We start from the raw sequence: 13,967 nt of genomic DNA, 5'->3' as shown, positions 1-13,967 counted from the left end.
CCCCGCCCGTCCCGGCGGGTCCCGCCGGCTCCACCGCACTCCCGAACAGGTCGAAGGGTAAAAGGACGATGCAGAACGAGGAAAAACTCCTCGACTTCCTCAAGCAGACCACCGCGAAGCTCCGCACCACGCGGGCGCGGCTGCGTGAGGTGACGGAGCGAAACCGAGAGCCCATCGCGATCGTGGGGATGGCGTGCCGTTTCCCGGGTGGGGTGCGGAGTCCTGAGGAACTGTGGGAGTTGCTGGCTTCGGGTGGGGATGCGATTTCGGGGTTCCCGGTGGATCGCGGTTGGGATGCGGAGGCGTTGTTTGATCCGGACCCGGATGCTGAGGGTTCGACGTATGTGGTGGAGGGTGGCTTCCTTTCGGGGGCTGCGGAGTTCGACGCGGCCTTTTTCGGGATCAGTCCGCGTGAGGCGTTGGCGATGGACCCGCAGCAGCGGCTGCTGCTGGAGACGTCGTGGGAGGCGATCGAACGGGCGGGGATCGACCCGGTTTCGCTGAAGGGGTCGGGTACGGGCGTCTTCGTCGGTGCGGCCACGTCCGGCTACATCGCTGCCGTGGCCGAGGAGGCGGATGCCCAGGCGCACTTGGTGACGGGTAACGCGCTGAGTGTGTTGTCGGGGCGCATCTCCTACACGCTGGGTCTGACCGGTCCGGCGGTGTCGGTGGACACGGCGTGTTCGTCGTCGCTGGTGGCTCTGCATCAGGCGGTGACGGCGTTGCGCGGCGATGAGTGCTCGATGGCGCTGGCCGGCGGTGTGATGCTGATGGTCGAACCGAGCGAGTTCGTGGGCTTCTCGCGGCTGCGGGCGCTGTCCTCGGACGGGCGGTGCAAGGCGTTCGCGGATGGTGCGGACGGGATGGGCATGGCCGAGGGTGCGGGCATGGTCATGCTGGAGCGTCTGTCGGACGCGCGGCGCAACGGGCACAAGGTGCTTGCGGTGATCCGTGGCAGTGCGGTGAATCAGGATGGTGCGTCGAACGGTTTGTCGGCGCCGAACGGTCCTTCCCAGCGCCGCGTCATCCGTGCGGCGCTGGCGAACGCGCAGCTGTCGGCGGCTGATGTTGATGTGGTGGAGGCGCACGGCACCGGCACGGAGCTGGGCGACCCGATCGAGGCCGGTGCCCTGCTGGCCACCTACGGGCGGGAACGCACCGAGGACCAGCCGTTGTGGATCGGTTCGATCAAGTCGAACATCGGTCACGCGCAGCAGGCGGCGGGTGTCGCCGGTGTGATCAAGATGGTGCTGGCGATGCAGAACGGTGTCCTGCCGAAGACGCTGCACGCCGAAACGCCCTCGTCACACATTGACTGGTCGGCCGGGAACGTGCAGCTGCTCCAGGACGAGCGGGAGTGGTCGGCGGGTGACCGGCCGCGGCGGGCGGGTGTGTCGGCGTTCGGTATCAGCGGCACGAACGCGCACGTGATTCTTGAAGAGGCGTCTGCCGACGAGGAAACGGCGGACGTCGAGGGCGAGGGCGAGCCGGGGTTGCCGGTGTTGTCGCCTGGTGTTCCGGCGTGGGTGGTGTCGGGTCGTAGTGCGGTGGCGCTTGCGGGTCAGGCGGGCCGGTTGCGGGAGCACGTGATCGGGCGGCCGGAGTTGGCGGCGTCGGATGTGGCGCGCTCCCTGGTCGTGACGCGGTCGGTGTTCGAGCATCGTGCGGTGGTGTTGGGTGCGGAGCGTGAGGTGCTGCTGGCGGGGTTGGCGGCGGTGGCGACGGATCAGCCTGCGGCGGGTGTGGTGACTGGTGAGGTGGCTCCGGCTGGGGTGGGGAAGACGGTGTTCGTCTTTCCTGGGCATGGCAGTCAGTGGGTGGGGATGGGCCGGGAGTTGGCGGAGGTTTCGCCGGTGTTCGCGGCGCGGCTCGCGGAGTGTGGGGCGGCTCTGGCTCCGTTTGTGGAGTGGGAGTTGGGGGATGTGCTGGCGGGTCGGCATGATTTTGAGGCTGCGGATGTGTTGCAGCCGGCGTTGTGGGCGGTGACGGTGGCGCTGGCCGGGGTGTGGGAGGCGGCTGGTGTGGTGGCGGATGCGGTGGTGGGGCATTCGCTGGGGGAGATTGCGGCGGCGACGGTGGCTGGGGTGTTGTCGTTGGAGGATGGGGCGAAGGTGGCGGCGTTGCGTGCGCGGGCGTTGAGTGCGCTGGATGGGCGTGGGGGGATGCTGTCGGTTGCGGAGTCGGCTGAGGTGGTGCGGGAGCGGTTGGTGGCGTTTGAGGGGCGGCTGTCGTTGGCGGCGGTGAACGGGCCGTTGTCGTCGGTGGTGTCGGGTGAGCCGGGGGCGTTGGATGAGTTCGCGGCTGTGTGTGGTGAGTCGGTGCGGACTTCGCGGGTTCCGATTGCGTATGCCTCGCACAGTGTGCAGGTGGAGGAGTTGCGTGAGGAGATCCTGACGGCTTTGGAGGGGATCGTTCCGGGTGAGGCGCGTATCCCGATGGTGTCGGCGATGAGCGGGGAGTGGCTGTCGGGTCCGGAGATGGACGCGGGTTACTGGTTCGCTTCGCTGCGCGAGACGGTGGAGTTCGAGCGGGCGGTGCGGACTCTGGGTGAGTCGGGGCACGGCGTGTTCATCGAGACGTCCCCGCACCCGGCACTCATTCAGGCTGTCTCCGGGACGCTGGAGGAGTCCTTCCCGGTCACGGTCGGCACGTTGCGGCGGGAGAAGGGCGGCGCCGAGCGTCTGCTGACCTCCTTCGCCGAGGCCTGGGCCCAGGGCGTCCCGGTCGACTGGGCGGCGGTCCTCGGTAGCGGCACGGCTGTGGAATTGCCGACGTATGCATTTCAGCGTCGTCATTACTGGCCGGAGGAGGTGCACGTTGCGGAGGGTGTGGTTTCCGAGGGGGACGCGGAGTTCTGGGCGGCTGTTGAGCAGGGTGACTTGGAGGAGCTTGCCGCGGCGTTGAACATCGACGGTGGCAGGCTGGGTGAGGTGTTGCCTGCGCTGGCCGATTACCGCAGGCGTGAGCGTGCCAACTCAGCGGTTGCTGATTGGCGTTATCGGGTTTCGTGGGTGCCGGTTCCGGTGGTGGAGTCGGGTGTGGTGTTGTCGGGGTCGTGGCTGGTGGTGGGTGAGGGGGCGGATGCCGAGGCTGTTGCGGAGGCGCTGTCCGGGTGCGGTGCCGAGGTGATCACCGTCGCCGGTCCCGATGGGGTCGATGCGTCGGTGGTCGCGGGCGTGGCCGGTGTGGTGTCGACGCTGGCGGTGGATGATGCGGTGTTCGCCGGTGATCAGATCGTTGCGGCTGGTCTGGTGGCGACGGTGGAGTTGGTGCGGGCGTTGGGCGGTGCTGGGGTGGAGGCTCCGTTGTGGGTGTTGACGCGGGGCGCGGTGGGCGCGGGCGCGGGTGAGTCGGTGGTGAGTGCGGTGCAGGCGCAGGTGTGGGGTCTGGGTGTGACGGCGGGGCTGGAGTTGGCTGGGCGCTGGGGTGGCTTGATCGATCTGCCTGCGGAGTTCGATGGGCGGGTGGGTGCGCGGCTGGTCGGGGTGCTCGCGAATGGTGGCGAGGATCAGGTCGCGGTGCGTTCGGGTGGGGTACTGGGTCGTCGGTTGGAGCGTGCGGGTCGTCCTGTGGTGGGGGAGGAGTGGCGGCCTGGGGGTGCGGTGCTGGTGACGGGTGGTACGAGTGGTGTGGGTGCGATTACGGCGGGTTGGGTGGCTGAGCGTGGTGCGGAGCGGGTGGTGCTGACCAGCCGGTCGGGCCCAGGGGCCGCGGGGGTGGCGGGGCTTGCTGCTTCGATCGCTGCTTCGGGTGCGGCGGTGGACGTGGTCGCTTCTGATGTGGCTGATCGTGAGGCGACGGGTGCGCTGCTGGCGTGGATGGACGCCACGGGTGTCGGTCTGTCGTCGGTGATGCATGCTGCGGGGCTGAGCAGCGGGAAGGGTGTGGAGGAGGTTGAGGCGGCTGATCTGTCGTTGCTGCTGTCGGCGAAGGCCGGTGGTGCGGCGGTGCTGGATGAGCTGACCGCGGACCGGGACCTGGACGCGTTCGTGCTGTATTCCTCCGGCGCTGCCACCTGGGGCAGTGGCGGGCTCGGTGCCTACGCGGCGGCGAACGCCTACCTCGATGCGCTGTGTGACAGCCGGCGGGGCCGTGGTCTTGCGGCCAGTTCGGTGGCGTGGGGCCTGTGGGCGGGGATCGGTATGGCTGCCAGTGAAGGCGGGGACCGGCTGCTGCACTACGGCATGGAGGGCATCGACGCCGAGCGCGGGATGCGTGCTCTGGGTCAGGTGCTGGACGCGGACGAGGGCGCGGTCACGGTTGCCGGTTTCGACTGGGCGCAGTTCGTGCCGACCTACACCCTGCGCCGTCCGAGCCCGTTGCTGTCGGCCCTGCCCGAGGTCCGCGCGATTCTCGCGGCCGAGGCGGAGCCCAGTGTCTCGGCGGACACGTCGGAGCTGGCCGCGCGGCTGTCGGGTATGCCGGTGGGTGAGCAGCGGCAGGTACTGACGGACCTGGTGCGCAGTAACGCGGCGGCCGTGCTCGGGCACGAGTCGGCGGCGGATGTGCTGCCGCAGCGGGCGTTCAAAGATCTGGGTTTCGACTCGGCTGGCGCGGTCGAGCTGCGGAACCGCTTGTCGACGGCGGCGGGTGTGCGGCTGCCCTCGACGATGGTCTTCGACTACCCGAACGCCGCGGTGCTCGCCGAGTACATACGTGGCGAACTCGTCGGCTCGGCCGAGTCCGGGTCCGAGGGTGCGGTGCAGGTAGTGGCCGCGGCCGGTGGCGAGCCGATCGCGATCGTCGGCATGGGCTGCCGTTACCCGGGCGACGTCCACGGACCTGACCAGTTCTGGGATCTCTTGACTGCCGGGACGGACGCGATTTCGGGGTTCCCGACCGACCGTGGCTGGGAGGCGTTCGAGGAGGAGTTCGGCGGCGAGGCGATCCGTGCCGGGGAGGCTTACACCCGGCAGGGCGGATTCGTCTACGACGCCGCGGACTTCGACGCGGCCTTCTTCGGGATCAGCCCGCGTGAGGCGATGGCGATGGACCCGCAGCAGCGGCTGCTGCTGGAGACGGCCTGGGAGGCGATCGAGCGGGCGGGCCTCGCGCCGTCCTCGCTGCACGGCTCGGCCACCGGTGTCTTCATCGGCGCCAGCCACTCTGACTATTCGAGCAGCCTGCCCATCGATGACCAGAGTCTGAACGGGTACCGGCTCACCGGCGCCATCTCCTCGGTGACCTCCGGCCGGATCTCCTACACGCTGGGTCTGACGGGCCCGGCGGTGACGGTGGACACGGCCTGCTCCTCCTCCCTGGTCGCGTTGCACCAGGCGGTGACTGCCCTTCGCGGCGGCGAGTGCACGATGGCGCTGGCCGGCGGCGTCGCGGTCATGGCCTCACCGGGCGCGTTCATGGACTTCTCCGAGCAGGGCGGTATGGCCTCCAGCGGCCGGTGCAAGGCGTTCTCGGACGAGGCCGACGGCATCGGCTGGGGCGAGGGCGCGGGTGTGGTGGTGCTGGAGCGGCTGTCGGACGCACGGCGCAACGGGCATCAGGTGCTTGCGGTGATCCGCGGCAGCGCGGTCAACCAGGATGGTGCGTCGAACGGGCTGTCGGCGCCGAATGGTCCTTCGCAGCGTCGGGTGATCCGTGCGGCGCTGGCGAACGCGCAGCTGTCGGCGGCGGATGTTGATGTGGTGGAGGCGCACGGCACCGGGACCTCGCTGGGCGACCCGATCGAGGCCGGTGCCCTGCTGGCCACCTACGGGCGGGAGCGTGCTGAGGACCGGCCGCTGTGGCTGGGCTCGGTGAAGTCGAACATCGGCCACACCCAGCAGGCGGCTGGCGTGGCGGGTGTGATCAAGATGGTGCTGGCGATGCGGCACGGCGTTCTGCCGAGGACGCTGCACGCCGAAACCCCTTCGTCGCATGTGGACTGGGCCTCGGGGGATGTCCGGGTGCTTCAGGAGGCGCGGGAGTGGTCGGCGGGTGACCGGCCGCGGCGGGCGGGTGTGTCGGCGTTCGGTATCAGCGGCACGAACGCGCACCTGATCGTTGAGGAAGCGCCGCTTGAGGCCCCGGTGGCGGTGGTTGAGGAGGAGCCGGTTGCGGCTCCTGTCGCGGTGTTGTCGCCTGCTCTTCCGGCGTGGGCGGTGTCGGGGCACAGCGCTGCGGCGCTTGCTGGTCAGGCGGGCCGGCTGCGGGAGCACGTGATCGGGCGGCCGGAGTTGGCGGCGTCTGATGTGGCGTGGTCGTTGGCGACGGCGCGGTCGGTGTTTGAGCATCGTGCGGTGGTGCTGGGGTCGGAGCGTGAGGTGCTGCTGGCCGGGCTGGCCGCGGTGGCCACCGACCAGCCCGCGCCCGGCGTGGTGAGCGGGGCGGTGGCCCCGGCCGGTACCGGTTCGACGGTGTTTGTGTTCCCGGGTCAGGGTTCGCAGTGGGTGGGGATGGGCCGGGAGTTGGCCGAGTCCTCGCCGGTGTTCGCGGCGCGGCTTGCGGAGTGTGGGGCGGCTCTGGCTCCGTTCGTGGAGTGGGAGCTTGAGGACGTGCTGGCGGGGCGGCATGGTTTCGAGGCTGCTGATGTGGTGCAGCCGGCGTTGTGGGCGGTGATGGTGTCGCTCGCCGCGGTGTGGGAGGCGGCTGGTGTGGTGCCGGATGCGGTGGTGGGGCATTCGCAGGGTGAGATCGCGGCGGCTGCGGTGGCGGGGATTCTGTCGCTGGAGGACGCGGCGAAGGTCGTGGCGCTGCGCAGCCGGACGTTGACGGCGCTGGCCGGGCGTGGCGGGATGCTGTCGGTTGCCGAGCCGGCCGACGCGGTGCGCGAGCGCATCGCCCCGTTCGGGGAACGGCTGTCGCTCGCGGCGGTGAACGGGCCCTCGGCGACGGTGGTGTCGGGTGAGCCGGATGCGCTGCGGGAGTTGCAGGAGTCCTGTGGTGAGTCGGTGCGGACCCGGATGATTCCGGTGGACTACGCCTCGCACGGCCCCCAGGTGGACGAGCTGCGCGAGGAGATCCTCAACGTCCTGGACGGGATCGTTCCTGGCGAGACGCGTATCCCGATGGTCTCCGCGATGAGCGGGGAGTGGCTGTCGGGTCCGGAGATGGACGCGGGTTACTGGTTCGCCTCGCTGCGCGAGACCGTGGAGTTCGAGCGCGCGATCCAGGTGCTGGGTGAGTCGGGGCACGGCGTGTTCGTGGAGACCTCCCCGCACCCGGTGCTCATCCAAGCCATCTCCGGGACTCTGGAGGAGACTTCTCCCCTTGCGGTCGGCACGTTGCGGCGGGATAACGGTGGTGCCGAGCGTCTGCTGGCGTCATTCGCCGAGGCTTACGTTCAGGGTGTCGCCGTTGACTGGACGGTGCTCCTCGGAGGCGGCACGGCTGTGGAACTGCCGACGTATGCCTTCCAGCGGCGTCGGTTCTGGCCCGAGGTCCGTGAGGTGCAGCGGGCGTGGTCGGTGGACGACTGGCGTTACCGCATCGCGTGGGAGCAGACCGGCGGGGACGGCGTTGCTGCTTCGCTGTCGGGGACGTGGCTGCTGGTGGGTGAGGCGCCGGAGGCGTCGGTGATCTCCGGTGTGCTGGCGGGGCATGGTGCCGAGGTGGTTGCGGTTGCCGGGCCTGAGGAGTTGGACGCCTCTGTGGTGGCGGGTGTGAGTGGTGTGGTGTCGTTGCTGGCGCTGGATGAGTCGCCGGATGCGGAGTATCCGTGGGTGCCGCGTGGCACGGCGGCGACGGTGGACCTGGTGCGGGTCCTCGCTCGGGCCGGGGTGCAGGCTCCGGTGTGGGTGGTGACGCGGGGTGCGGTGCAGACGGGTGCGGGTGAGGCGACGACCAGCCCGGCGCAGGCGCAGGTGTGGGGTCTTGGTCGTGCGGTCGGCCTGGAGCACCCGGACTTCTGGGGCGGTCTGATCGATCTGCCGGCGGAGTTCGATGCCCAGAGCGCGGCCCGGTTGGTGTCGGTGCTGGCGGACGGTCGTGAGGACCAGGTCGCGCTGCGGCCTTCGGGTGTGTTCCTGCGGCGTCTGGTGCGGGCCGAGGCGAGGGCTGGTGGCCGTGAGGCCTGGCAGCCGCGGGGGACGGTGCTGCTGACCGGTGGCACGGGCTCGATCGGTGTCAGTGTCGGTGTGTGGCTGGCTGAGCGTGGCGCGCCGCGTGTGGTGCTGACGTCGCGTTCGGGTCCGTCCGCGGAGGGTCTGGCCGGGCTTGCCGCGTCGGTGGCGCACGCGGGGTCGGATGTTGAGGTGATCAGCTGCGATCTGGGTGTGCGTGAGCAGGTGGCCGGGATGGTGACCTGGCTTGAGGAGTCCGGTCCTGGGCTGTCGACCGTTCTGCACTCGGCGAACCTGCCTTACCTGGCGCGGGTGGAGGAGACCGAGCGGGAGGGTCTGTCCGCGGCGCTGGGTGCGAAGGCGCTCGGGGCGGTGCACTTGGACGAGGCGACGGCCGCTCTTGATCTCGATGAGTTTGTGCTGTTCTCGTCGATTTCGGCGACGTGGGGCAGTAACGACCACGGCGCCTACGCGGCGGGTAACTCGTTCCTGGATGCGCTGGCTGAGGAGCGGCGGGCCCGTGGCCTGCCGGCCACGTCCATCGCCTGGGGCGTGTGGGACAGCCGAGACTGGGACATAGTGGACGCCGCCCTCGATCAGGGCGCTGGCCGGGTGACCCCGAGTCGGCTTCGACGGCAGGGCATGCACTTCCTGGACGCGGACCGGGCGCTGATCGCGCTCGGCGAAGTCCTCAACGACGATGAAACGTTCATCGCGGTCGCGGATGTGGAGTGGGACCGGTTCGCGCCGGTGTTCAGTGCGGCTCGTCCGCGTCCGCTGCTGGAGACGATTCCGGAGGCGCGCGAGGCGACCGACCCGGCGGGCTCTGGGGAGTCGCAGGCCGCGGAACGTGGGGAGTACGCGTCCCGGCTGGCCGGGATGCCCGCAGCTGACCGTCGTCGGACGGTTATTGAGCTGGTGCGCTCCCACGCGGCCACTGTGCTGGGATACGAGTCCACTGCCGAGATGCCGGCCGAGCGGGCGTTCCGGGATGTCGGTTTCGATTCGCTGACCGCGGTGGAGCTGCGGAACCAGCTGAACACCGCTGCCGGGGTGCGACTGCCTTCCACGGCCGTGTTCGACCACCCGAACCCGACAGCGATGGCCGAGGAGATCTTGTCCCGGTTGCTGGGCACGGCCTCGGACGAGGCGGTGGCGGTGGCCGCTGCGGCGCCGTCGGAGCCGATTGCGATTGTGGGGATGGCGTGCCGTTATCCGGGTGGGGTGCGGAGTCCTGAGGAACTGTGGGAGTTGCTGGTTTCGGGTGGGGATGCGATTTCGGGGTTCCCGGTGGATCGCGGTTGGGATGCGGAGGCGTTGTTTGATCCGGACCCGGATGCTGAGGGTTCGACGTATGTGGTGGAGGGGGGTTTCCTTTCGGGGGCTGCGGAGTTTGATGCCGGGTTCTTCGGGATCAGTCCGCGTGAGGCGTTGGCGATGGACCCGCAGCAGCGGCTGCTGCTGGAGACCTCCTGGGAGGCGATCGAACGGGCGGGCGTCGACCCGGCTTCGCTGAAGGGCTCGGGCACGGGCGTCTTCGTCGGCGCCGCTCCCTCCGGCTACATCGCCGCAGTGGCCGGAGAGCCGGACGCCCAGGCCCACTTGATGACAGGCAACGCGCTGAGCGTCCTGTCCGGCCGGATCTCCTACACGCTCGGCCTGACCGGCCCGTCAATGTCGATGGACACCGCGTGCTCCGCTTCCCTCGTCGCCCTGCATCAGGCAACGCAGGCGTTGCGTGGCGGTGAGTGCTCGATGGCGCTGGCCGGCGGTGTGATGCTGATGGCCGACCCGAGTGAGTTCGTGGGCTTCTCGCGGCTGAGGGTCCTGGCTTCTGACGGGCGGTGCAAGGCGTTCGCGGATGGTGCGGACGGTATGGGCATGGCTGAAGGTGTCGGCATGCTGATGCTGGAGCGGCTGTCGGACGCACGGCGTAACGGGCACAAGGTGCTTGCGGTGATCCGCGGCAGTGCGGTGAATCAGGATGGTGCGTCGAACGGTTTGTCCGCGCCGAACGGTCCTTCCCAGCGCCGCGTCATCCGTGCGGCGCTGGCGAACGCGCAGCTGTCGGCAGCGGATGTTGATGTGGTGGAGGCGCACGGCACGGGCACGGAGCTGGGTGACCCGATCGAGGCGCAGGCGCTGCTGGCGACCTACGGGCAGGAGCGTCCTGAAGGGGACCGCCCGCTGTGGCTGGGGTCGATCAAGTCGAACATCGGTCACGCGCAGCAGGCGGCCGGCGTTGCCGGTGTGATCAAGATGGTGCTGGCGATGCAGAAGGACGTCCTGCCGAAGACGCTCTATGCAGAGGCACCGTCCACGCACGTGGACTGGTCGGCCGGGAACGTGCAGCTGCTCCAGGAGACGCGGGAGTGGCAGCCGGGTGACCGGCCGCGGCGGGCCGGTGTGTCGGCGTTCGGCATCAGCGGCACGAACGCGCACCTGATCCTGGAAGAGGCCCCGGAGGAGAACGAAGCGGCGGTGGCTGAGGAGGAGCCGGTCGTGGCTCCTGCCGCGGTGTTGTCGCCTGCTCTTCCGGCGTGGACGGTCTCCGGCCATGGTGCTGCGGCGCTTGCGGGTCAGGCGGGCCGGTTGCGGGAGCACGTGATCGGGCGGCCCGAGGTCGCCGTGGGTGATGTGGCGTGGTCGTTGGTGGCGACGCGGTCGGTGTTTGAGCATCGTGCGGTGGTGCTGGGGTCGGAGCGTGAGGTGCTGCTGGCGGGGTTGGCGGCGGTGGCGACGGATCAGCCTGCCGCTGGGGTGGTGACCGGGGCGGTGGCTCCGGCTGGGGTGGGGAAGACGGTGTTCGTCTTTCCTGGGCATGGCAGTCAGTGGGTGGGGATGGGTCGGGAGTTGGCGGAGGTTTCGCCGGTGTTCGCGGCCAGGCTCGCGGAGTGTGGGGCGGCTCTGGCTCCGTTTGTGGAGTGGGAGTTGGGGGATGTGCTGGCGGGTCGGCATGATTTTGAGGCTGCGGATGTGTTGCAGCCGGCGTTGTGGGCGGTGACGGTGGCGCTGGCCGGGGTGTGGGAGGCGGCTGGTGTGGTGGCGGATGCGGTGGTGGGGCATTCGCTGGGGGAGATTGCGGCGGCGACGGTGGCTGGGGTGTTGTCGTTGGAGGATGGGGCGAAGGTGGCGGCGTTGCGTGCGCGGGCGTTGAGTGCGCTGGATGGGCGTGGCGGGATGCTGTCGGTCGCCGAGCCGGCCGACGCGGTGCGGGAGCGGTTGGCGGCGTTTGAGGGGCGGCTGTCGTTGGCGGCGGTGAACGGGCCGTTGTCGTCGGTGGTGTCGGGTGAGCCGGGGGCGTTGGATGAGTTCGCGGCTGTGTGTGGTGAGTCGGTGCGGACTTCGCGGGTTCCGATTGCGTATGCCTCGCACAGTGTGCAGGTGGAGGAGTTGCGCGAGGAGATCCTGACCGCCCTGGAGGGGATCGTCCCGGGTGAGGCGCGTATCCCGATGGTGTCCGCGATGAGTGGCGACATGATCAATGGTCCGGAGATGGACGCGGGTTACTGGTTCGCTTCGCTGCGGGAGACGGTGGAGTTCGAGCGGGCGGTGCGGACTCTGGGTGAGTCGGGGCATGGCGTGTTCATCGAGACCTCCCCGCACCCCGCGCTCACCGGCGCCATCGGCGATGTGGTGCAGGGTGATGCTGTGGTGGTCGGGACGCTGCGGCGGGAGAAGGGCGGCGCCGAGCGTCTGCTGACCTCCTTCGCCGAGGCCTGGGCCCAGGGCGTTCCGGTGGAGTGGGCAACGGTTCTCGGCAGCGGCACGGCTGTGGAACTTCCGACGTATGCGTTCCAGCACCGTCATTACTGGCCGGAGGACGAGCGCGTTCCGGAGACGGTGGTTTCCGAGGGCGATGCGGAGTTCTGGGCGGCAGTTGAGGGCGGTGACCTGGATGAGCTTGCTGCCACGTTGAATGTCGATGACGGTGGCAGCCTGGCAGCCGTGTTGCCTGCGCTGGTCGATTACCGGCGGCGGAGTCGGGTGGATGCGGAGGTTGCTGATTGGCGTTATCGGGTTTCGTGGGTGCCGGTTCCGGTGGTGGAGTCGGGTGTGGTGTTGTCGGGGTCGTGGCTGGTGGTGGGTGAGGGTGCGGATGCCGAGGCTGTTGCGGAGGCGCTGTCCGGGTGTGGTGCCGAGGTGGTCACTGTCGCTGGCCCGGCCGGGGTCGATGCGTCGGTGGTCGCGGGTGTCGCGGGTGTGGTGTCGACGTTGGCGATGTCGGAGGCGTGGCATCCGGAGTATCCGGTGGTTCCGGCTGGTCTGGTGGCGACGGTGGAGTTGGTGCGGGCGTTGGGCGGTGCTGGGGTGGAGGCTCCGTTGTGGGTGCTGACGCGGGGTGCGGTGGGTGCGGGTGAGGTGCCGACCAGTGTGGTGCAGGCGCAGGTGTGGGGTCTGGGTGTGACGGCGGGGCTGGAGTTGGCTGGGCGTTGGGGTGGTCTGGTTGATCTGCCTGCGGAGTTCGATGGGCGGGTGGGTGCGCGGCTGGTCGGGGTGCTCGCGAATGGTGGTGAGGATCAGGTCGCGGTGCGTTCGGGTGGGGTACTGGGTCGGCGGTTGGAGCGTGCGGGTCGTCCTGTGGTGGGGGAGGAGTGGCGGCCTGGGGGTGCGGTGCTGGTGACGGGTGGTACGAGTGGTGTGGGTGCGATTACGGCGGGTTGGGTGGCTGAGCGTGGTGCGGAGCGGGTGGTGCTGACCAGCCGGTCCGGCCCAGGGGCCGCGGGGGTGGCGGGGCTGGCTGCTTCGATCGCTGCTTCGGGTGCGGCGGTGGACGTGGTCGCTTCCGATGTGGCGGATCGTGAGGCGACGGGTGCGCTGCTGGCGTGGATGGACGCCACGGGTGTGGGTCTGTCGTCGGTGATGCACGCCGCCGGGCTGAGCAGCGGCAAACTGGTGGCGGAAGTCGAGGTGGCTGATCTGTCGGCCATGCTGTCGGCGAAGGCCGGTGGTGCGGCGGTGCTGGATGAGCTGACCGCGGACCGGGACCTGGACGCGTTCATGCTGTATTCCTCCGGCGCTGCCACCTGGGGCAGCGGCGGGCTGAGCGCTTACGCGGCGGCGAACGCGTACCTCGACGCGCTGTGTGACAGCCGGCGGGGCCGTGGTCTTGCGGCCAGTTCGGTGGCGTGGGGCCTGTGGGCGGGGATCGGTATGGCTGCCAGTGAAGGCGGGGACCGGCTGCTGCACTACGGCATGGAGGGCATCGACGCCAAGCGCGGGATGCGGGCTCTGGGCCAGGTGCTGGATGCGGACGAGGGCGCGGTCACGGTCGCCGGTTTCGACTGGGCGCAGTTCGTGCCGACCTACACCCTGCATCGCCCCAGCCCGTTGCTGTCCGCCCTGCCCGAGGTCCGCGCGATCCTCGCGGCCGAAGCCGATCCCGGCGCCTCCGCCAATGGCTCTGAGCTGACGGCGCGGCTGTCGGGTATGCCGGTGGGTGAGCAGCGGCAGGTACTGACGGACCTGGTGCGCAGTAACGCCGCGGCCGTGCTCGGGCACGAATCCGTGCAGGATGTGCTGCCGCAGCGGGCGTTCAAGGACTTGGGCTTCGACTCGGTTGGCGCGGTCGAGCTGCGGAACCGCTTGTCGACGGCGGCCGGAGTGCGGCTGCCCTCGACGATGGTCTTCGACTACCCGAACCCCGCCGCGCTCGCCGAGTACATACGAGGCGAACTCGTCGATAGCGGCGGGGCTACAGATGGCGCCGGCCAGGAAGATGCGGTGCTAGCCGACCTGGACCGGTTGGCCGCCGCACTGGAATCCATTGAAGGCGGCGCCGACGTGCGCCAGGACATCACTGAACGCATGCAGACCATGCTGTCCCGTTGGCTGCGCAGCAGCGGTTCCAACGAATCCGACCCCGGCGCCACCGGACGGCAAGCCATCACCGGGCAGCTTGACGAAGCCTCTGCCGATGAGGTGCTGGACTTCATCAACAAGGAACTGGGGGGCTCGCGATGATCACGC

The 13,967-nt window shown here is 69.6% G+C and carries 1 protein-coding gene; it reads left to right on the top strand.

All coding sequences use genetic code 11. The features are described from left to right. Positions 1-68: 68 nt before the first annotated feature. On the top strand, positions 69-13,961 hold the full coding sequence (locus RM779_RS16235) for a type I polyketide synthase (protein WP_311618405.1): 13,893 nt from the start codon (positions 69-71) through the stop codon (positions 13,959-13,961). Positions 13,962-13,967: the final 6 nt, after the last annotated feature.

It is taken from the genome of Streptomyces johnsoniae, from assembly GCF_031845565.1.
GTDB classification, from domain to species: Bacteria; Actinomycetota; Actinomycetes; order Streptomycetales; family Streptomycetaceae; genus Streptomyces; species Streptomyces johnsoniae.
Note: the sequence above shows the minus strand (reverse complement) of the source record. Positions and strands in the feature narration are given on the sequence as shown.

Bases quoted from the DNA above. Each gene is read 5' to 3' on its own strand.
- RM779_RS16235 (WP_311618405.1), top strand. From the start codon at position 69: ATGCAGAACGAGGAAAAACTCCTCGACTTCCTCAAGCAGACCACCGCG.